Source organism: Streptomyces sp. 2A115 (assembly GCF_052245575.1).
In the GTDB taxonomy this organism is placed as follows: Bacteria; Actinomycetota; Actinomycetes; order Streptomycetales; family Streptomycetaceae; genus Streptomyces.
The window spans coordinates 80,107-100,046 of record NZ_JBQQCG010000012.1; the positions used below are offsets into that span (position 1 = coordinate 80,107).

15 protein-coding genes and 1 pseudogene are annotated in these 19,940 nt (G+C 69.7%); 10 read left to right on the forward strand and 6 right to left on the reverse strand.

Annotated features, from left to right (window positions below):
* Positions 1–378 precede the first annotated feature (378 nt).
* Positions 379–507 carry a hypothetical protein gene (locus tag ACTWQR_RS13450; RefSeq protein WP_121406138.1) on the forward strand — a complete coding sequence of 43 codons (129 nt, stop codon included), beginning with the start codon at positions 379–381 and terminating at the stop codon, positions 505–507.
* An 82-nt stretch (positions 508–589) separates the two neighbouring features.
* On the opposite strand, the gene ACTWQR_RS13455 is transcribed toward ACTWQR_RS13450, so the two are convergent.
* On the reverse strand, positions 590–2,173 hold the full coding sequence (locus ACTWQR_RS13455) for a purple acid phosphatase family protein (RefSeq protein WP_443227254.1): 1,584 nt from the start codon (positions 2,171–2,173) through the stop codon (positions 590–592).
* Positions 2,174–2,302: 129 nt separating this feature from the next.
* Here ACTWQR_RS13455 and ACTWQR_RS13460 point away from each other — a divergent pair, with 129 nt between their 5' ends.
* From ACTWQR_RS13460 to ACTWQR_RS13490, 7 genes are all read left to right on the forward strand, one after another.
* Entirely contained in the window at positions 2,303–3,343 is a 1,041-nt protein-coding gene (locus ACTWQR_RS13460; protein ID WP_443227255.1) for a 3-isopropylmalate dehydrogenase, read from the forward strand.
* A 242-nt stretch (positions 3,344–3,585) separates the two neighbouring features.
* Entirely contained in the window at positions 3,586–4,674 is a 1,089-nt protein-coding gene (locus ACTWQR_RS13465) for a branched-chain amino acid aminotransferase (protein WP_443227256.1), read from the forward strand.
* Positions 4,675–4,825: 151 nt separating this feature from the next.
* Positions 4,826–5,326, forward strand: a complete 501-nt coding sequence (locus tag ACTWQR_RS13470; RefSeq protein ID WP_443227257.1) for a hypothetical protein — start codon at positions 4,826–4,828, stop codon at positions 5,324–5,326.
* A gap of 124 nt (positions 5,327–5,450) precedes the next feature.
* Positions 5,451–6,710 (forward strand): TolB family protein, encoded by a 1,260-nt coding sequence (locus ACTWQR_RS13475; protein ID WP_443227258.1) that lies wholly within the window; start codon positions 5,451–5,453, stop codon positions 6,708–6,710.
* Positions 6,711–7,011: 301 nt separating this feature from the next.
* Complete coding sequence (gene cimA / locus ACTWQR_RS13480) at positions 7,012–8,652, forward strand: citramalate synthase (protein WP_443227259.1); 1,641 nt, start codon at positions 7,012–7,014, stop codon at positions 8,650–8,652.
* A gap of 422 nt (positions 8,653–9,074) precedes the next feature.
* On the forward strand, positions 9,075–11,609 hold the full coding sequence (locus ACTWQR_RS13485; protein WP_443227260.1) for a glycoside hydrolase family 3 N-terminal domain-containing protein: 2,535 nt from the start codon (positions 9,075–9,077) through the stop codon (positions 11,607–11,609).
* A 140-nt stretch (positions 11,610–11,749) separates the two neighbouring features.
* Positions 11,750–13,090, forward strand: a complete 1,341-nt coding sequence (locus tag ACTWQR_RS13490) for a hypothetical protein (protein ID WP_443227261.1) — start codon at positions 11,750–11,752, stop codon at positions 13,088–13,090.
* A gap of 100 nt (positions 13,091–13,190) precedes the next feature.
* Here ACTWQR_RS13490 and ACTWQR_RS13495 read toward each other — a convergent pair whose 3' ends face one another.
* From ACTWQR_RS13495 to ACTWQR_RS13505, 3 genes and pseudogenes are all read right to left on the reverse strand, one after another.
* Positions 13,191–13,973, reverse strand: coding sequence for a serine protease (locus ACTWQR_RS13495; RefSeq protein ID WP_443227262.1), 783 nt, complete (start codon positions 13,971–13,973; stop codon positions 13,191–13,193).
* A gap of 186 nt (positions 13,974–14,159) precedes the next feature.
* A pseudogene (locus ACTWQR_RS13500) lies at positions 14,160–14,339 on the reverse strand (N-acetyltransferase); the annotation flags it as partial.
* 416 nt (positions 14,340–14,755) lie between these two features.
* Entirely contained in the window at positions 14,756–15,913 is a 1,158-nt protein-coding gene (locus tag ACTWQR_RS13505) for a Cmx/CmrA family chloramphenicol efflux MFS transporter (protein WP_443227263.1), read from the reverse strand.
* Between the two features lie 383 nt (positions 15,914–16,296).
* Between ACTWQR_RS13505 and ACTWQR_RS13510 the strand changes: the two genes are divergently transcribed.
* Positions 16,297–17,781 carry an AAA family ATPase gene (locus tag ACTWQR_RS13510; RefSeq protein WP_443227264.1) on the forward strand — a complete coding sequence of 495 codons (1,485 nt, stop codon included), beginning with the start codon at positions 16,297–16,299 and terminating at the stop codon, positions 17,779–17,781.
* Between the two features lie 15 nt (positions 17,782–17,796).
* Here the strand turns inward: ACTWQR_RS13510 and ACTWQR_RS13515 are convergent, their stop codons facing one another.
* Positions 17,797–18,336, reverse strand: a complete 540-nt coding sequence (locus tag ACTWQR_RS13515) for a hypothetical protein (protein ID WP_443227265.1) — start codon at positions 18,334–18,336, stop codon at positions 17,797–17,799.
* A gap of 91 nt (positions 18,337–18,427) precedes the next feature.
* Here ACTWQR_RS13515 and ACTWQR_RS13520 point away from each other — a divergent pair, with 91 nt between their 5' ends.
* A complete protein-coding gene (locus ACTWQR_RS13520; RefSeq protein WP_443227266.1) occupies positions 18,428–19,009 on the forward strand; it encodes a YdeI/OmpD-associated family protein in 582 nt (193 codons plus the stop codon).
* A gap of 189 nt (positions 19,010–19,198) precedes the next feature.
* Here ACTWQR_RS13520 and ACTWQR_RS13525 read toward each other — a convergent pair whose 3' ends face one another.
* Positions 19,199–19,816 (reverse strand): YceI family protein, encoded by a 618-nt coding sequence (locus ACTWQR_RS13525; RefSeq protein ID WP_443227267.1) that lies wholly within the window; start codon positions 19,814–19,816, stop codon positions 19,199–19,201.
* Positions 19,817–19,940: the final 124 nt, after the last annotated feature.

Below are 19,940 nucleotides of genomic sequence, written 5' to 3' on the forward strand. Positions count from 1 at the left end.
CGACCGGGTTTGCGCACCGGGCCGCACCGCGAACAATCGGGCGACGACCGCCCCGGCCGGGGCTGCGGACCGCGGCGAGGTCCTGTGGTGATCTCCGCGCGTTGATCAGGAACCAAGACCAACCAGGATCGGTGTATTCGCAGGTCAGAGTGGTGTGACCCAATCCACCGTCTCAAATAGTAGGAAGTCCGAGTAATTGTGGAGACAGATGCTCGGTCCTCGCCTAGTTTTGTAAGAGCCGAACGTCTCGCTCGATCAAGCGAATGGCGGTCGTGAGCCGGAGCCCTCGGCAGGCAACCCCTGCGGCACCGCTCCCCGCCCCACCCGGCGTCTCGCAACCCGTCCGCACTCCCTGATGTCATAAGGAGTCGATTCCCCATGGCCGAGACGACCGTCCGCCGAGTCCGTCACGTCTCCCGTACGAGCGAGTCCGACCGCAAGAACGCCGCCGCAGCGCTCCAGCGCGCCCTGGACCGCAGGGACAACGGCGGCGCGACGGGCCACTGAGGCCCGCCCGCAGCACAGCTCAGCCACACCTCAGCTCAACCACAAGCCGGGAGCCGCGCCCGCACGGGGTGCGGTGCGGGGTTCACGCCCCGCGCCGCACCTCGAAGTGGTCGATGCGCTCTCCGCTCTCCGCGAGCGCCGACACCTTGAGCCGGGGAGCCGTACCCGCCTCCGCCTCCACTGAGAGGAAGGAGAAGCCGGTGTACCGCACGCGCGACCATTCCACGGTGTCCGGGTTCTGCTCCCTCGATTCCGTCCAGTGCGAGGTCTCAACGGACTCGCGGTCGGCGACGTGCCCCTCGTAGCTGTCCTTCACGTCCGTCGGAAAGCCGTACAGATCCTTGCCGCCCCCGCCCGCCGTGACGTACACGATCCCGTCCCGCGTCGGGTCCGTCGAGCCGCCGACCGGCAGCCGCCGGCCCACCGCTCCGTTCCTGATGGCGTCGGTCCGCTCGTACACGTGGTTGTGCCCGTTGATCACCAGATCGACCTGGTGCTTGGCGAACAGCGGCACCCACGCGGCGCGCACCCCGCCGTCCGAGGCGTGGCGGGACGTCGAGTACGCGCAGTGGTGGAAGAAGACCACGACGAAGTCCACGGACTTCGACGACCGCAGCTCGGCCAGCTTCCGGTCCAGCCATGTCGTCTGCTTACCGTCCGTGTAGCCGAGGTTCGCGGGGATCTCGTACGACACGTCGTTCGCGTCCAGCGCCACGACGCCGACGTTGCCGTACGTGAAGGAGTAGACGCCCGGCGCGGTCCGCGGGTCGAAGCCGTTGTCCGGGAGGGACCAGCGGGCCAGTTGGCCGCCGTAGCCGTCGGGCGAGTACCAGGCCTCCATGTCGTGGTTCCCGGTAGTCACCATCCACGGCACGGACTTCGCCACCGACTCGTTCTGCGCGAGGAAGAGGTCCCAGTACCCGGGGTCGTACGCGTCCGACTTCGTGCCGTGGCCGGTCGAGTCCGCGTAGCAGATGTCGCCCGCGTGGAGGTGGAAGGCGGGGTCCTGGCGGAGCAGCGCGTGGTCGTTGGTGAGCGCGGCCTTGCTGACGCCCTGGTCGCCGAACGCGGTGAACACGAACTTCTCCGGGCTCGCCGGTGCCGTGCGGAGGGAACCGATGGTGGACCTGTGCCGCGGCGAGGCCGGGTCGAAGCCGTCGTGGCCCACGCCGTAGTAGTACGTCGTGCCGGGCCGCAGGCCGTCCAGGGCGGCGTGCAGGTAGTACTGCTCGAACGCCGGCCGCACGCCTTGGAGCCCCGGCGTGTGCAGGGCGCGGACCTCGGCCTCGATCTTCCGGTTCAGGTCGTCGGGCCGCTGCCCCACCCGCACGTACGGCTTCTTGACGGCGAACGGCACCTGCCACGAGATCCGCATCTGCGTCTTCGGGTCCGCACCGAAGGCGAGGTGACGGCCGAAGGGGGCGGCGGCGGAGCCGGGCACCTGCCCGCTGGCTGTGGCGGACTTGGGCGCGGCCGACCGGCTGGGGCTCGCCGTGCCCGTGCCCGTACCCGAGCCGGAGCATCCGGTCAGCAGCCCGCCGGCCACCGCGCCCGCCGTCATCAGCGTGCGGCGGCGGGTGAGCTTCGTCCGCAGATACTCGTGCTGCTCCGCCATGCTCATACGGCGAGCGATCTGCGGCGGGATGCCGACGTCGGGAGTGTCCATGCTCGAGAACTTCCCAGCGTGCCCCAACAACCGCCATACATAAGGGTGAACGGAAGCCGACAGGTTGGTGCCTCGTCCGTATCCCGGACACCGCATGTCATCCCGTGGGACGAGAGGTAGGGTGCCGGTATGTCTCGCAGCCTCAATCTCGCAGTGATCCCCGGTGACGGTATCGGCCAGGAGGTCGTGGCCCAGGGTCTGAAGGTCCTCTCCGCCGTCCTTCCGCAGGATGTGAAGCTGGAGACCAAGGAGTTCGACTTCGGTGCCAAGCGTTACCACGCGACCGGTGAGACCCTCACCGAAGCCGACCTGGACGCGCTGAAGAAGCACGACGCCATCCTGCTCGGCGCGATCGGCGACCCCTCGGTCCCGTCCGGCGTCCTGGAGCGCGGCTTCCTGCTGAAGCTCCGCTTCGCCTTCGACCACCACGTCAACCTGCGTCCGTCGAAGCTTCTCCCCGGCGTCGCCACCCCGCTCGCGGGCCAGCCGGAGATCGACTTCGTCGTGGTCCGCGAAGGCACCGAGGGCCCGTACACCGGCAACGGCGGCACGATCCGCAAGGGCACCCCGCACGAGGTCGCCACCGAGGTCTCCGTGAACACGGCCTTCGGTGTCGAGCGCGTCGTCCGGGACGCCTTCGCCCGCGCCCAGGCCCGCCCCCGCAAGAAGCTCACGCTGGTCCACAAGAACAACGTGCTGACCTTCGCGGGCCACCTGTGGACGAACATCTTCAACAAGGTGGCCGAGGAGTTCCCCGAGGTCACCACGGACTACATCCACGTGGACGCCGCGACGATCTACCTCGTCACGGACCCCGCCCGCTTCGACGTGATCGTCACCGACAACCTCTTCGGCGACATCATCACCGACCTCGCCGCGGCCGTCTCCGGCGGCATCGGCGTCGCCGCCTCCGGCAACATCAACCCGAGTGGCGAGTTCCCGTCGATGTTCGAGCCCGTGCACGGCTCGGCGCCCGACATCGCGGGCCAGGGCAAGGCCGACCCCAGCGCCACCGTCCTGTCCGTCGCCCTCCTGCTGCGTCACCTCGGCTACGAGGCCGAGGCCGCCCGCATCGAGGACGCCGTCTCCGTCGACCTCGCGGAGCGCGGCACCACGACCCGTACGACCACCGAGATCGGCGACGCGCTCGCCGTACGAGTAGCCGGCTGACCCGCCGCGCTCTCACAAGCCGCCGGGTCGCATCCGCACCCGGCGGCTTTTCCTATGCCTTGCCGGGTGTCACCATCATCCTCTGGGCCGCATTCACGCCATTTTCCAGCCATGGCTCCGCGCTTGCGATAATCGAACGTGGAGCCGCGGATTGAGGGAATGCTCGGACGTCCTAACACTGGCCACTGGCAGTACGGGCGTGAGCGCGGCCCGTCACACACAACCGGTGAAGGACACCACTCATGACGACGCCCACGATCGAGCTCAAGCCCTCGTCCGCCCCGCTGTCCGATGCGGAGCGCGAGGCGATCCTGGCCAATCCCGGATTCGGCCGACACTTCACCGACCACATGGTGACGATCAAGTGGACCGAGGGCCGCGGCTGGCACGACGGCCAGCTCGTCCCGTACGGTCCGCTCTCCCTCGACCCGGCGACCAGCGTCCTGCACTACGCGCAGGAGATCTTCGAGGGCCTGAAGGCCTACCGCCAGCCCGACGGCTCGGTCGCCACGTTCCGGCCCGACGCCAACGCCCGCCGCTTCCAGTCCTCCTCGCGTCGGCTGGCCATGCCGGAGCTGCCCGTCGAGACGTTCCTGGAGGCGTGCGACGCGCTGGTCGAGCAGGACAAGGCGTGGGTGCCGGCGCACGGCGGCGAGGAGTCGCTCTACCTGCGTCCGTTCATGTTCGCGACCGAGGTCGGGCTCGGCGTGCGGCCCGCGAACGAGTACCTCTTCCTGGTCATCGCCTCTCCCGCCGGCGCCTACTTCCCGGGCGGCGTGAAGCCCGTCTCGATCTGGCTCTCCGAGGACCGCGTGCGCGCAGTCCCCGGCGGCATGGGCGACGCCAAGACCGGCGGCAACTACGCCGCGTCCCTGCTCGCCCAGGCCGAGGCCGCCGCGAAGGGCTGCGACCAGGTCTGCTACCTCGACGCCGTCGAGCACAAGTGGGTCGAGGAACTGGGCGGCATGAACCTGTACTTCGTGTACGGGGACAAGATCGTCACCCCCGTCCTCACCGGCTCCATCCTGGAGGGCGTCACCCGCGACTCGCTCCTCTCGGTCGCCCGTGACCTCGGCTACCAGGCCGAGGAAGCCCGCGTCTCCATCGACCAGTGGCAGCGCGACGCCGACAACGGCACCCTGACGGAGGTCTTCGCCTGCGGCACGGCGGCGGTCATCACGCCCGTCGGCACGGTCAAGCGCGCCGCCGCCGAGTGGAAGCAGTCGGGCGGCGAGCCCGGCGAGGTCACGGTGAAGCTGCGTCAGGCGCTGCTCGACATCCAGCGCGGGGTGAGCAAGGACCAGCACGGCTGGATGCACAACCTGGGCTGAACCGGGGTGCGTCCGCCCGGCCGGCGGAGGGATTCGCCAGGCTGAGTCCCTCCTTGTTGATGAAGAAGCCCGCCCCGGGACCGGGGCGGGCTTCGCCGTGGCATGGCCGGACTCCGATCGGCGGGGGCGTGAGAGGCGCCAGGAACTGCCGATGACCGCCACCGCCCAACCTCCCCACCCCGCCGACCTGTTCGTCGACGAGAACACCCCGCCTGGCCACGAGACGCCGCTCGCGGACGCCCTCACCTCGATGGGCTTCACGGTCCGGGCCAGAGCCGTGCCGACCCGGCGTCCCATCGAGCAGCTGGCCTGGATCATGCTGATCGCCCTCCCGCTGCAGGCCTTTGCCGGCGCGCTCGGGAGCAAGGCGGCGGAGGACACCCATCGGCTTCTGCGCAACGCGGTCGCCAAGGTGGCTCGGCGCGATTCCGGAACACCCGGTCCGTCGGCCGACCGCGTCGGGACCGTGGTCCTCCAGGACCCCGCCACCGGGCTTCAGGTCATCCTCGGCCCCCACCTCGACGAGGCGGCGTACCGCAGGCTCCGTGCCCTCGACCTCTCGCAGTACACCGACGGCCCCGTCCGGTACGACCCTGCCGAGGGCCGCCGGCTTTCCGACGTCGACGAGGCACTGGCACGCCCTGACGCCTGAACACCCGTCCAGGTTGTACGCAATGCGGCTGATTGACCCCCTTCCTCTGGTGCGTTTGCATTCTCCTGAGCCCTCGGCGCGGGGCCGGGGGAGCAGCGTCCTACAGGGGAAAACGGGGGAGTACATGACCAGAGCCAAGCGTGCGACGTCCGTCGCCGCGCTCGTCATCAGCACGCTCGCACTGACGGCGACCGCCACGGCGACGGCGGCACCGGCACCGCTCGTCGAGCGAGTCACCGTGTCGGCCACCGGTGAGCAGGGGACGAGCAACTCGTCCGCGCCGTATCTGAGTGCCAACGGCCGCTACGCCGCGTTCGGATCCGATGCGCCGAACCTGGTGCCGGGCGACACGAACGACGCCGAGGACGCGTTCGTGCGCGACCTGCGCACCGGTCGGCTGGAACGCGTCAGCGTCGCGACGGACGGCACCCAGGCCGACCGGGGGACCAAGCCCGCGGCGATCAGTGCCAACGGCCGGTACGTGGTCCTCGTCTCGACGTCCACGAACCTCGCCGACTGGACCGAGCCGTCGGTGTCCTGGGCCCAGGACGTGTACGTCCACGACCGCACCACGGGCCGTACGGAACTCGTCAGCAGGACGCCCAACGGCGTGTCCTCCTACGCGCACGGAGCCGCGGCGATCTCCGACGACGGACGCCATGTGGCCTTCACCGCCCGGCCCAGCCAGATGGAGACCGGCGACCCGCTCATCCATCCCGCCGTCTATGTCACCGACCGCCGCACCGGCACGACCGAGCGGATCACCAACCGGGCTCACCCGGGCCGGGGTTCGTACCACCTCGACATGAGCGCCGACGGCCGCTACGTCGCGTACACCCAGAACGACGTGCGGGGCGGGGCGGGTCTGCTGATGGTGCACGACCGCCGCACCGGCACCGAGGAGCAGGCCAACGTCACCCCGGACGGTTCCCCGGCCGCGCGGCTCGCCCTCGACCCGTCGCTCTCGGCGGACGGCCGGACCATCGCCTTCGACTACACGGGTGACGACCTGGTGGCCGACGGCGCCGCGAACACGCACGCCTACGTGCGCGACCTGAGGACGGGCACGACCCGGGGTGTCGTCCATGACGGCGCCGGCGGCCCGGGGCTCTTCGGGTCCCGGCTCAGCGACGACGGCCGGTACGTCGCCTACACGTTCGTGGCACCGCTGGGAGAGGAGAACGCGTACGTACGGGATCTGCGCACCGGCACGTCCCGGCTCGCCAGCGAGTCCGTCACGGGTGGCCCCGTCACGGACGGCAGCGTCTACGTCACGTCGTTCGGCGGCGGTGGCCGGCTCCTCGGCCTCGGGAGCGGCTCCGCGCAACTGGTCCCGGGCGACACGAACGGGGTAACCGACGGCTTCGTGCGCCGACTGCGCTGAGTGATCCACCGTTCGCATACTGAGACGAACGTGAGCACGGGGCCAGTGCTGTGCCAGACTTCCCCCGTGCTCTCGTTCGCCATGATTATTGGCAGCAGGCGCGCCGGTCCGCAGTGACCGTTCCGTACGACCACGTACAGAGCGGCCACCCTCGCCCTGACCCGCGCGCAGACCTCTCGCACCCGCGAGAGGTTTTTCTGTTTCCTGGCCCACCTTCAGCCAGGACCGGAGCGCGAGGGACCATGAGGGCGGTGGAACCGGTCATTCCGGTAGACCGAACCCGAAACAGGAGCCACAAGAGATGACAGACGTAACCGACGAGCAGCGCGACTCCTCCCGTCGCGGCCCTTCCCGAGTCGACGACGACTTCCACGTCTTCGACACGACGCTGCGCGACGGTGCGCAGCGTGAGGGCATCAACCTCACCGTCGCGGACAAGCTGACCATCGCACGGCACCTGGACGACTTCGGCGTGGGCTTCATCGAGGGCGGTTGGCCGGGGGCCAACCCGCGCGACACCGAGTTCTTCGCCCGCGCCCGGCAGGAGATCGACTTCAAGCACGCCGAACTCGTCGCCTTCGGGGCCACGCGCAGGGCGGGCGGGAAGGCGAGCGAGGACCCGCAGGTGAAGGCGCTCGTCGACTCCGGCGCTCCCGTGGTCACCCTCGTCGCCAAGTCCCACGACCGCCATGTCGAACTGGCACTGCGGACGACCCTCGACGAGAACCTGGAGATGGTCCGCGACACCGTCTCCCACCTCCGCGCCCAGGGCCGCCGCGTCTTCGTCGACTGCGAGCACTTCTTCGACGGCTACCGTGCGAACCCCGAGTACGCGAAGGCGGTCGTCCGGGCCGCCTCGGAGGCCGGCGCCGACGTGGTCGTCCTCTGCGACACCAACGGCGGCATGCTGCCCGCCCAGGTCCAGGCCGTCGTCGCCACCGTCCTCGCCGACACCGGCGCGCGCCTCGGCATCCACGCCCAGGACGACACGGGCTGCGCCGTCGCCAACACCCTCGCCGCCGTGGACGCGGGCGCGACCCACGTCCAGTGCACGGCGAACGGGTACGGCGAGCGCGTCGGCAACTCCAACCTGTTCCCGGTCGTCGCCGCCCTGGAGCTCAAGTACGGCAAGAAGGTCCTCCCCGAGGGCGCGCTGTCCGAGATGACCCGCATCTCGCACGCGATCGCCGAGGTCGTCAACCTGACCCCGTCCACGCATCAGCCGTACGTGGGTGTCTCGGCCTTCGCCCACAAGGCGGGCCTGCACGCCTCGGCCATCAAGGTCGACCCGGACCTGTACCAGCACATCGACCCCGAGCTCGTCGGGAACACCATGCGCATGCTCGTCTCCGACATGGCGGGCCGCGCCTCCATCGAGCTCAAGGGCAAGGAGCTCGGTGTCGACATCAGCGGCGACCGCGAGCTGGTCGGCCGGGTCGTCGGCCGGGTCAAGGAGCGCGAGCTCCAGGGCTACACGTACGAGGCGGCCGACGCGTCCTTCGAGCTGCTCCTGCGGGAGGAGGCCGAGGGCAAGGCCCGCAGGTACTTCCAGGTCGAGTCCTGGCGGGCGATCGTGGAGGACCGTCCGGACGGCACGCACGCCAACGAAGCGACCGTGAAGCTCTTCGCCAAGGGCGAGCGCATCGTCGCCACGGCGGAGGGCAACGGGCCGGTCAACGCGCTCGACCGGGCGCTCCGTGTCGCTCTGGAGAAGATCTACCCCCAGCTCGCCGCGCTGGAGCTGGTGGACTACAAGGTCCGCATCCTGGAGGGCAAGCACGGCACGCAGTCAACGACGCGCGTCCTGATCTCGACGTCCGACGGTGCGGGTGAGTGGTCCACGGTGGGCGTCGCCGAGAACGTGATCGCGGCGTCGTGGCAGGCGCTGGAGGACGCGTACACGTACGGGCTGCTGCGGGCCGGGGTGGAGCCGGCGGAGTAGAGACTCGGCGCCGCCTCCCTGGGGGCCGCCGCCCCCAGGCCCCCGCTTTCGGCCTGGACGGCCTCGTCCTCAAACGCCGGACGGGCTGAAGACGGCCGGACTGGGCCGCAAGGTTAGCGAAATGCGGCCAGCGGAAATTCAGCGCAGGCCAGCAGAAATTCAGCCCCTCCGGCGTTTGAGGAGCGGGGGTCCAGGGGGCTGGCCCCCTGGCGGGGTCTGGGGCGGAGCCCCAGTGATGATGGGGGTCCCCCCGCTCGAGCGAAGCCGAGAGCGGGGGAGGGTAGGGGCGGCGGGGGCGAAAACACCCACATGCCCCCTTGACGGTCCCGTGGGGCCCCAGTTGACTCGCGTTCCGATCCAAATGTCCGGCGCACTACGAGAGTTGACAGCCCCGCGTCCTCAGTCCGGCCGAAGGGAAAGTCATGCGGAAAGCCCCACGCAGAACCGCCCTGCTCGTCTCCGTGTCGCTCTTATCAGCCCTGCCGACCCTCGCCACGTCGCCCGCCACCGCCGACGAGGCGAAAGCGAAGGCCCAGCTCACCACCGGCGCCGCCGTGTACCCCGTGGAGGAGGGCACGGCGGCGCACGTGCCCCTCTCCGTCACCACCGGCGGCGCCCCGCTCGCCGAGCCCGTGACCGTCGCGTACACGGCCACCGGTGAGGACGTCGGCCCGGTGAAGGGCGAGGTCACCTTCCCCGCGGGCACGACGTCCGGCGCGACCCGGACGGTCACCGTTCCGACGCTTCGGGACGACGCCGCCGAGATGGCGGACGCGGTTCCTCTGAAGCTCACCGTCAAGGGAGCCGAGGCGCCCGCCGCGAACCCCCGGATCGTGGTCAACGCCCACGGACTTCCCTACCTCGACCCGAAGTTGCCCATCAAGAAGCGCGTCGCCGACCTCCTCTCCCGCATGACCCTGGAGGAGAAGGCCGGCCAGATGACCCAGGCCGAACGCGGCGCCCTCGCCTCCCAGGACGACATCACGACGTACGCCCTCGGCTCCGTACTCTCCGGCGGCGGCTCCACGCCCACGCCGAACACCCCCGAGGCCTGGGCCGACATGATCGACGGCTACCAGAAGGCCGCCCTGGCCACGAGGCTGCAGATCCCGCTCATCTACGGCGTGGACGCGGTGCACGGCCACAACAACCTCGTCGGCGCCACGATCATGCCGCACAACATCGGCCTCGGCGCGTCGAGAGATCCCCAACTCGCCCAGAAGACCGGCGCGGTGACCGCCGCGGAGACCCGGGCCACCGGTGTGCCCTGGGACTTCGCCCCCTGCGTGTGCGTGACGCGCGACGACCGCTGGGGAAGGGCGTACGAGTCGTTCGGCGAGGACCCGGCCCTGGTGAAGTCCATGGAGACGATCATCCAGGGACTCCAAGGCGCCCGCAGTGGCAAGGACTTGAAGCGGGGCGACAAGGTCCTCGCCACCGCCAAGCACTTCGTCGGCGACGGCGGCACGGCGTACGGCTCGTCGACGACCGGCACGTACACCATCGACCAGGGTGTGACGACCGTGACCCGCAAGGAACTCGAGGCCGTCCACCTCTCCCCGTACCAGGAGGCCGTCGACCGGGGCGTCGGCTCGGTCATGCCGTCCTTCTCCTCCCTGGACATCGTCGGCGACGGCAAGGGCGCGGTGAAGATGCACGCCCGCGCCGACATGATCAACGGCGTCCTCAAGGACCGTATGGACTTCGACGGCTTCGTCATCAGCGACTGGGAGGCCATCGACCAGATCCCCGGCGACTACGCGAGCGACGTCCGTACGTCGATCAACGCGGGCCTCGACATGATCATGGTCCCGTACGCCTACACCGACTTCCGCTCGACCCTGATCGCCGAGGCCGAGGCGGGCCGCGTCAGCGAGGCGCGCATCGACGACGCCGTGTCCCGCGTCCTCACGCAGAAGTTCCGGCTGGGACTGTTCGAGAACCCGTACGCGGACCGCTCCGGCATCGACGAGATCGGCTCGGCCGCGCACCGGGCCGTGGCCCGCGAGGCCGCCGCCCAGTCCCAGGTCCTGCTGAAGAACGCGGGCGGAGTGCTGCCGCTGAAGAAGTCGCAGAAGGTGTACGTCGCCGGGTCCAACGCCGACGACATCGGCAACCAGGCCGGCGGCTGGACCATCACCTGGCAGGGCTCGTCCGGGGAGATCACCGACGGGACGACGATTCTCGAGGGCATGCGCGGTACGGGCGCCTCGGTGGCGTACTCGAAGGATGCCTCCGCCCCGACCGACGGCTACGACGTGGGCGTGGTCGTCGTCGGCGAGACCCCGTACGCCGAGGGTGTCGGCGATGTCGGCAACGGTCACGACCTGGTGCTCTCCGCCGCCGACCGGGCCGCCGTGGACAAGGTGTGCGGCGCCATGAAATGCGCGGTGCTGATCGTCTCCGGGCGCCCGCAGCTCATCGGCGACCAACTCGGCGACATCGACGCGCTGGTCGCCTCCTGGCTGCCGGGCACCGAGGGCGACGGAGTCGCGGACGTGCTTTACGGGAAGCGCGCCTTCACCGGCCGGCTCCCTGTCACGTGGCCGAAGTCGGAGGCCCAGCTGCCGATCAACGTGGGAGACGCGTCGTACGAGCCGCAGTTCCCGTACGGGTGGGGGCTGACCACACTCACCAAGGTCCCGGAGGGCGGCCAGGCGACACTCAAGGCCCTCACCGCCGCTGCCGCAGTGGCTGAGAAGGCCGGGTCCGAGGAGGCCGGGCGCGCGATCGTCACCAAGGCGCGACTGCTCGTCCAGCAGAAGATCGACCAGAAGGCCGCTCAGGGGATCGGCCAGCAGATGGGCCGGCAAACGGGCCAGCAGGCCGACCAGCAGGCCGGCCAGGGGATCACTGCCGCGGTCGCGAAGCCCTTCGCCGACGCCGATCATCTGCTGCTGACCGGACGGTACGCAGAGGCCGTGGCCAAGCTGACGGCGGCCTACCGGGCGGCCTGAGGGGGCCGATGGGGGCCGGTGGGGCGCCAGTGGTGCCTGTGGGGCGGTGAGGGCGTGTGTGCCGTGGTGCACTGCACGATGCCCACCGCCCCACCAGGCTGACCGTCCGTTTTCGCCGCTGTTCAGGTAACTTCGAAGGTATGAACGGCGTGCGGACCCATGGACTCTTCGGATTCCTGATCGCGCTGGTGGTGGCCGCACTCGCGGTCCTCTCGGTCGGCGTGCCACAGGCGCACGCCGCCACGGATGTCTCGACCGTCGCGGACGCCCTGCGCGAGGACCCCGTGTACGTGGATCCGGCGATGTCCGGGCAGCTGTCGGCGTCCGACGCCGACGCCCTGGCCGAGAAGATCGAGAAGGCGGACAAACCAGTCTTCGTCGCGGTGCTCCCCGCTGACTTCCCGCAGGAGAACCTCTTCCGGAACCTGCGCGCCGCGACCGGCATCACCGGCCTGTACGCGATACGGCTCGGCGACCAGTTCGACGCGAGGGCCGACGCCGCGGTCCTGTCGGAGAACGGCGTGAAGAACCTCGTGACCAGCGTCCGGGGCGAGGGCACCAAGACCCAGCTGAACGACTTCACCGACCGGGCCCTCGTCAACCTCGGCGGCTCCGCGCCCAACAGTTGGAGCGAGGGCGGCGACGACGGCGGGACGGGCGTGCTGATCGGAGTCGGCGCGGTGCTGGCCGCCGGCGGCGCGGGCGCCTACACGCTCGTGCGCCGCAACCGCCGCCAGAAGGAGGCGGAGCGGCAGGCCGCGCTCGACAAGCTCCGCGTCGTCGTGGACGAGGACATCACCGCCTTCGGCGAGGAGCTCGAACGGCTCGACTTCCACCCCGCGGAGGCCGGCGCGGACGACGCGATGCGCGCCGACTACGAACGTGCCCTCGACTCGTACGACAAGGCGAAGTCCTTCATGGCCTCGGCCACCCGGCCCGAGGAGGTACGTGCCGTCACCCAGTCCCTGGAGGACGGGCGCTTCTCGCTCGCCGTCCTCGCCGCGCGCCGCGAGGGCCGCCCCCTTCCCGACCGCCGGGCTCCCTGCTTCTTCGACCCGCGCCACGGCCCGTCGGTCGCCGACGCCACCTGGACCCCGGCGGGTGGGGTGACCCGCGAAGTCCCGGTCTGCGCCGCCGACAAGGCCCGACTGGCCGACGGCCTCGACCCCGCCGTCCGCGAGGTCGACACCGACTCCGGCCGCCGCCCCTACTGGGAGGCGGGCCCGGCGTACGGCCCCTGGGCCGGCGGCTACTTCGGCGGCGGCATCCTCCCCGGCCTCCTCATCGGCACGATGCTCGGCTCCATGATGGCCAGCCCGTCGTACGCGGCCACCTACGGCTCCGGATACGGGGACTTCGGCGCCGGCGGCGGGTACGAGGGCGGAGACATGTCCGGTGCCGACTTCGACTCCGGCGACTTCGGCGGCGGCTTCGGAGGCGGGGACTTCGGAGGCGGCGGGGACTTCGGCGGAGGGTTCTGACCGAGCGGGTGTGAGCACGGGCCCGGCGCTGTGCTGCGCCGGGCCCGTGAGGTCGTACGGGTCGTACGGGGCTAACGGTCGTACGAAGGGTGTGCGTGCGTCACAGAGTCGCCGCCGCCGAGGCGATCGCCGAGGCGAAGGTGGAGACCTCGGTGTAGACGCCGGGGGCGTTGGGCTGGGCGCAGCCGATGCCCCAGCTGACTATGCCGACCTGGATCCAGGCACCGGCGTTGTCCTTGCGGAACATCGGACCGCCGGAGTCGCCCTGGCAGGTGTCGACACCGCCCGCCGCGAAGCCGGCGCAGATCTCCTCGTTGGAGACGAGGCCCTCGTACTGGTCGTAGGACCGGCAGGTGGCGTCACTGACGAACGGGACCGTGGCCTTGAGCATGTAGCGCTGCTGGGCGCCGCCCTCGCGGGCCGCTCCCCAGCCGGCGACGGTGAAGTCGCCGGTGTTGTACGCCGCGGTGGTGGCGATCTTCAGCGTCGGCAGGTTGATGGGCTGGGCGAGCTTGATGAGCGCCCAGTCCTTGCCGGTGCCGTTGTAGCCGGGAGCCTGGAGGACCCGGGTGGAGCGGACCTGGACCCGGCCGGTGGTCGACTGCAGGTCGACGACACCGGCGGTGGCGGTGATGCTGGTGTTGGCGCCGGAACCGTTCACACAGTGCGCGGCGGTGAGCACGATCTGCTGCGTGTAGAGCGCGCCGCCACAGCCCATCGAGAGCCGGACCATGAACGGGAACTCACCCTGCGCGGCACGGGTTCCGCCGACGACGGGCGCCGGGGCGGCCGTCGCGGGGGACACGGGCTGCAGGCTGACGACGGCGAGGGCGGCGGCGCCGGCGACCGCGCATCTCTTGAGAGCCTTGAGGAGGTTCTTCAACGTGATGCCTTCCGTGGGGGGTGGAAGTGAATGGGAATGACATGCACATGCCAAGTCTGAACAAAAAGGCCGAAACGAAAAGAAGTGGCGTGTTCTATGGCATGAGCCGGTCAATTTCCGTTGAAGAATTATGAGAACGCCGGGAGCGCCCCCACAAGGGGCGAAAACCGGCCACGCTGTTTCGGGTCAGTCCGCGTCCGGCAGCGCCAGCCACTCCTTCCACGACAGATCGCGCCCGATGAACCGCGGCCGCTCGAAGGGCCACGCCTCGGCGATCCACCGCGGTACGAGCGCGTCCAGATCCCGCTCCAGCTCGGTGCCCACCCGCTCGTCCACCACCCACCAGCAGATCTCGGCGTCGGCGCCGGTGATCGGGCGCAGATGGTGCCCGCCGGGCACCTCGACGCGCAGCGGGTGGACGAATTCGGCGGGCAGTCAGGTCATGCCCGGAGGCTCGCCAGTCGGATTAGCCAACCGTAGTGATCCCGTGGCAGGGTGTGACGCGCACGCCCGGCGCCCAGGCGACGTCGGGCACCCTCCCCGGTCAGGATCTGTGTGCCTGATCGGCCAGCGTCCGGAGGGACGTGCCACGCGGGCCGGCGGACTCGTCCATCGGCACCAGGGCACGAAGGCGATTGGCTTACATCTCTGAGCAACACTGGGGATCACTAAGCCATTCAGAGACGCTAGCGGCCCACCGGTCGGGATATTCCCGCCGTTCCCCGGTGCGGGCCGGGCCCTGTTGTCCGTTTGTCCGTCGAGTCGTCTGTCCGTCGCGTCGTCTACGGCGCCACCGCGGCGGCCTGCCTCCGCCGGGTCAGGCCGCCCACGGCCAAGGCGAGTCCCACGAGTACGAGACTCATCCACAACGGTGACCGATACCCCAGCCCCGCACCGATCACGACCCCGCCGAGCCAGGGCCCCACCACTGCACCGACGTTGAACGCGGCGGTGGCGATGCCGCCCGCCAGGGTCGGCGCGCCGGTCGCCGCGTACAGCACCCGCGAGATCAGCGTGGACCCGACACCGAACGACAACGCGCCCTGGACGAAGGCGAGCAGGACCGCCGCCACCGGGTTCCCGGCGGTCAGCGCGAAGACACCCCACCCGGCTGCCAACGCCACCCCGCCCACCAGCAGGACCGCGCCGGGCCGGGTGTCGGCGACCCGCCCCGCGACGGCGACCCCGGCGAACGACCCGAGCCCGAAGAGCGCCAGCACGAGGGGTACCCAGGCCTCGTCGAGTCCGGCGACGCCGGTGATGAGCGGCGCGAGATAGGTGAAGGCGCAGAAGGTGCCCCCGTTCACCAACGCGCCGAGCACCAGGGCCACTTGAAGCCGGGGCTCACGCAGCACCCGCATCTCGCTCCGCACACTCGCACGAGCGCCCGGGGGAACCCCGCCGGGCACGGACCGTGCGATCGCGAACAGGGCCGGCAGGGACAGGACGACCACGGCCCAGAACGCCGACCGCCATCCCCACAGCTGCCCCAGCAGCGCACCACCGGGAACCCCCACGACACAGGCGACGGTCACTCCACTGAGCAGAACGGACGTGGCCCGCCCCTTGGCGCCGTCCTCGACCATCCCGACAGCCGTCATCACGGCGACGGCCAGGAACCCCGCGTTGGCGAGCGCACCCACAACCCGGCTGACCAGCAGCACGGCAAAGCTGTCGGTGACCGCACCGACGACATGAACGAGCAGAAAGGCGCCCAGAAACCCCAGCAGCGCCCACCGCCGCGACCACCGTCGGCTCACGACGGCCATCAACGGCGCCCCCACGACCATCCCCACGGCAAACGCCGAGGTCAGTGCCCCGGTGGCCGGAACGGACACATGGAAATCCCTCGCGATGTCCGGCACAAGACCGGACAACATGAACTCCGAAGTCCCCTGTGCGAAGACAGCGAGACCCAACAGATACAGACCGAACGGCATGACAGAACTCCGCACACCCGAAACATTCGAAAACGGACACAATGCGCTGTGCGGCGTTCCGGTGGCGGCGGCGCAGACGTGCCTGAGCGCGCTCGAACACGATCAGGCAAGGAGCTTCAGCCCGACATCCCGCAGAGCCACCGGAGAGCCGGTGGCCGGAGTCTTGACGCCTCGGGGCTGGACATGGCGGCAGGCTAGCCGGAGCCGGCCTGCCCGATCCACTCAATTACCGGCGGGCGCACCGCTCACGAACACGGCGCACGAGGCGGCGAGACAGTGAGGGCGGGACTGGTCGCCCGCCGCCGTGACTGACGCCGGTCCGAGTCGTTAAGGGAAACGTACTTCCGGGAAACGTACTTCCGTAATCTCGACCGAAGGCAGCCATGAGCCGACTCACCCGCGACCTGCCCAGACCCTCGGACATGTTCGCCCGCGACTGGGAGTGGAGCGAACTCACCGCGTTCGCCGCCGATGAAGGTCCGGAGGCCACCATGGCTGTGGTGTCCGGAAGGCGCAGACAGGGCAAGTCCTTCCTGCTCGACTCGCTTGCCCGGGCCGCCGGTGGGTTCTACTTCTGCGCGTACGAGGCGACCGAGGCCGAGTCTCTTCGTCGTTTCGGCGAAGAACTGGGGCTGTACAGCGGCACTGTCGCCCCCATGAGGTTCGACCGCTGGGAGCAGGCCATCGACGCACTGCTCGCGCTGGGCAGGGAACGGCCTCTCCCCGTCGTCATCGACGAGTTCCCGTACCTGGCCAGGGCCACTCCCTCCCTGCCCTCCATCGTGCAGGTCGCCTACGGACCTCGACGCCCGGAACGGCTTGAGTCCCGTACCCGGCTCCTGCTCTGTGGCAGTTCCCTCTCCTTCATGGGGAAGCTGCTCAGCGGCACGTCACCACTGCGCGGCAGAGCCGGGCTCGAACTCATCGTGCAGCCACTCGACTTCCGGCAGGCTGCTGCTTTCTGGGGCATCGCGGATCCGAGACTTGCGCTGCTCGTGCACAGCGTCGTGGGCGGAACGCCTGCCTACCGGCGTGAGTTCGTACGCGACGACGTCCCCTCCGGCCTTGCGGACTTCGACGCCTGGGTCTGCCGCACGGCCCTGTCCCCGCGCTCCCCGCTGTACCGCGAAGCCCGCTATCTCCTCGCGGACGAGTCGGACTTGCGGGACCGAGCCCTCTACCACTCCGTACTGGCGGCACTGGCGTCAGGAAATGCCACGTCAGGGCGGATCGCCGGCTGCCTGGAGCGCCCGACCAGCGACATCACCCATCCGCTGACCGTCCTGCAGGACTGTGGACTCGTACGAAGGGAGGTGGACGCATTCCGGAAGAACCGGAGCGTCTACAGGGTGGGCGAGCCGTTGATCGCCTTCGACCATGCCATCTCCCGGCCGAAGCTCGCCCTGTTGGACCGAGGCCTGGCGGATCAGGTCTGGAAGACCTCCCGCGCCCGCTTTCTGTCCGCCGTTGTCGGGCCCCACTTCGAGCAGATCTGCCGCGAATGGGTGGCTCACTTCGCCGCGCCGGACACCTTCGGCGGCATGCCGATCGATGTCTCGTACGGGACAGTCCCCGACCAGGAGGCATGCACGAGCTACGAAATCGACGTGGTCGTGCGCGGTGCCGTGGGCCAGGACAACGGCGTGTTGCTCTCCCTGGGCGAGGCCAAGTGGGACCAGGTCATGGATATGGGCCATCTAGACCGTCTGCGCCATGCCGAGTCCCTGCTCGCGTCCCGTGGCATCGACACCTCGGCCGTGCGGCTCGCCTGTTACAGCGGTGCGGGGTTCACGGACGACCTACGGGCCGCAGGGGCCCGGGGCGAGGCGATTCTGGTGGATCTGGAGCGTCTTTACAGCGGCGAGTAGCCGTACGAGAACGCTTCACGCCTCCTGAGCCGACCGGTCGAGGATCCACCGCCCCGAATGCCCCGGCGGGAGCGCCAGGTCGCTGCGCACCGCCGAGTAATACCGCTCCCGGGCCGCGCGCTGGCGGGCCAGCAGCGCCGACCAGGCGTCGGGGTCCAGCGTCTGTTCTCCCAGGAACCGTTCCATCTCGATGACCGCGACGACCCACTCGCGGGCCCGATCGACCACTTCCGGGGCGCCGAGCATCAGCAACTCCTCGCCGACCGGATCGCGGGCGTCGAGGGCCTCTGCCATCTGAGGCGCCGCATCCTCGGGTGCCAAGGGATGCGGATGCGGGTCATTGCCGCGGTGGGCCGCGACCCGGTAGGCCAGGGTGACGGTCCTCTTCAGCACGCGTGCGTAGTCGGAGTACACGGCCAGGCGCCGCTCCTCCCAACGTGCCGTCTGCTCACGCCGGAACCGGGCCCGGTCCCCGCGCACCATGGCGAGATACGAGCCGAGGGCGCCGACGATCACGCCTATCAGGGCGGGGAGTTGCTGAATGAACGCGGACATCGGCGTACGGTAGCGCCCCCTGCGAGGCTCCCCTCAACGCGACCGCTCAACTAGGTCAGAGACTGTCCTATTCGCTCCCTACCGTGTCCCCATGGACAACACTCTCGACGGCGTGGAAAACAAGGCCTTCGAAGATGCCGAGCAACTGGAAGCCTGGTTGGGCGAGAACGCGGGGCAGCACGGAGGCATCTGGTTGAAGATCGCCAAGAAGGGCTCCGGCCGGACGTCAGTCACTGTCCCGGAGGCCCTCGACGTGGCCCTCTGCCACGGCTGGATCGACGGCCGGCGCCGGAGACTCGACGAGTCGTACTTCTTGCAGAAGTACACTCCGCGCAGGCCGGGCAGTCTCTGGTCGATGGTGAACGTACGCAAGGTCGAGGCCCTCACAGCGGCCGGCCGGATGAGGCCCTCGGGGCTCGCGGAGGTCGCGGCCGCCAAGGCGGACGGCCGGTGGGAGACGGCGTACGAGTCCCAGAAGAACGCCACGGTCCCGGACGACCTGGCCGCCGCCCTGGAGCGGAACCCCCGCGCCAAGGCCTTCTTCGAGGGGCTCGGCAGGACGGACCAATACCTCGTCATCCTGGGCCTGTTGAAGGCGAGGACCCCGGAGGTCAGGACGGCCCGGCTGGAGAAGGCGATCGCCGGGCTGGAGTCGGGGCAGCGGGTGAAGTGACCGACACGGAGCCGTAGTGGCAGAGCAGGCCGCAGAGGCGTGATGGCCCGTCAATCATGCTGCATTTCAGGGTTATTGGTCATGGCACCGAATGGATGACGCAGTTCCGTACGGGCATGCCGAGCGCCCGCCCTCCGGATACAGCGGAGGAGGGCGGGCGCGCTCAGTGTTCCGGCGAAAGTCTCAGCCTCAGCCGACGTTCTTGATCGCCGAAATGTCGAAGCTCAGCTTGATCTTGTCGGAGACGAGAACGCCCCCGGTCTCCAGCGCCGCGTTCCAGGACAGGCCCCACTCGGAGCGCAGGAGCTCCGCCTTGCCCTCGAAGCCGACGCGCTCGTTGCCGAACGGGTCCTTCGCGGAGCCGTTGAACTCCAGGTCGATGGAGAACTGCTTGGTGGTGCCGAGGATCGACAGGTCACCGGTGATGCGGTAGTCGTCGCCGCCCAGGGCCTCCGCCTTGGTGGAGCGGAACGTCATGGTCGGGAACTCCTCCGTCTTGAAGAAGTCCGCGCTCTTCAGGTGACCGTCACGGTCGGCGGAACCGGTGTCGATGCTGTCCATCTTGACGTCGATGAACGCGGTCGACTGCGAGGGGTCCGTGCCGTCCAGGTGGAGGCTGCCGGAGAAGTCGAGGAAGCCGCCCTTGACGTTGGTGACCATGGCGTGGCGGGCCACGAAACCGATCGCCGAGTGGGAGGGGTCGATCGCGTAATCGCCGGTGACGGCGGCCAGCTCGGGGTTCACCGCGGCGGCAGGCGCAGCGGTGGCGGTGGCGGTGGTGGAGTCCTTGCGGCCGAAGAGACCCATGACTAGCTCCTTGGGGGACGAGCCCCGGCCTTGCGCCGAAGCTGGCTGTTCAATCTGTGGAACCTGTTGAACCTTCAACGACAGCGACCATAGACCTATTCCGTACGGGTTTCAACTTAAAGCG

What these genes read in the sequence shown, in the direction of transcription:
- ACTWQR_RS13490 (WP_443227261.1), top strand. Translation starts at nt 11,750, where the DNA reads ATGAACGGCGTGCGGACCCATGGACTCTTCGGATTCCTGATCGCGCTG.
- ACTWQR_RS13510 (WP_443227264.1), top strand. Translation starts at nt 16,297, where the DNA reads ATGAGCCGACTCACCCGCGACCTGCCCAGACCCTCGGACATGTTCGCC.
- ACTWQR_RS13505 (WP_443227263.1), bottom strand. Translation starts at nt 15,913, where the DNA reads ATGCCGTTCGGTCTGTATCTGTTGGGTCTCGCTGTCTTCGCACAGGGG.
- ACTWQR_RS13455 (WP_443227254.1), bottom strand. Translation starts at nt 2,173, where the DNA reads ATGGACACTCCCGACGTCGGCATCCCGCCGCAGATCGCTCGCCGTATG.
- ACTWQR_RS13520 (WP_443227266.1), top strand. Translation starts at nt 18,428, where the DNA reads ATGGACAACACTCTCGACGGCGTGGAAAACAAGGCCTTCGAAGATGCC.
- ACTWQR_RS13465 (WP_443227256.1), top strand. Translation starts at nt 3,586, where the DNA reads ATGACGACGCCCACGATCGAGCTCAAGCCCTCGTCCGCCCCGCTGTCC.
- ACTWQR_RS13515 (WP_443227265.1), bottom strand. Translation starts at nt 18,336, where the DNA reads ATGTCCGCGTTCATTCAGCAACTCCCCGCCCTGATAGGCGTGATCGTC.
- ACTWQR_RS13475 (WP_443227258.1), top strand. Translation starts at nt 5,451, where the DNA reads ATGACCAGAGCCAAGCGTGCGACGTCCGTCGCCGCGCTCGTCATCAGC.
- ACTWQR_RS13485 (WP_443227260.1), top strand. Translation starts at nt 9,075, where the DNA reads ATGCGGAAAGCCCCACGCAGAACCGCCCTGCTCGTCTCCGTGTCGCTC.
- cimA (WP_443227259.1), top strand. Translation starts at nt 7,012, where the DNA reads ATGACAGACGTAACCGACGAGCAGCGCGACTCCTCCCGTCGCGGCCCT.
- ACTWQR_RS13525 (WP_443227267.1), bottom strand. Translation starts at nt 19,816, where the DNA reads ATGGGTCTCTTCGGCCGCAAGGACTCCACCACCGCCACCGCCACCGCT.
- ACTWQR_RS13460 (WP_443227255.1), top strand. Translation starts at nt 2,303, where the DNA reads ATGTCTCGCAGCCTCAATCTCGCAGTGATCCCCGGTGACGGTATCGGC.
- ACTWQR_RS13450 (WP_121406138.1), top strand. Translation starts at nt 379, where the DNA reads ATGGCCGAGACGACCGTCCGCCGAGTCCGTCACGTCTCCCGTACGAGC.
- ACTWQR_RS13470 (WP_443227257.1), top strand. Translation starts at nt 4,826, where the DNA reads ATGACCGCCACCGCCCAACCTCCCCACCCCGCCGACCTGTTCGTCGAC.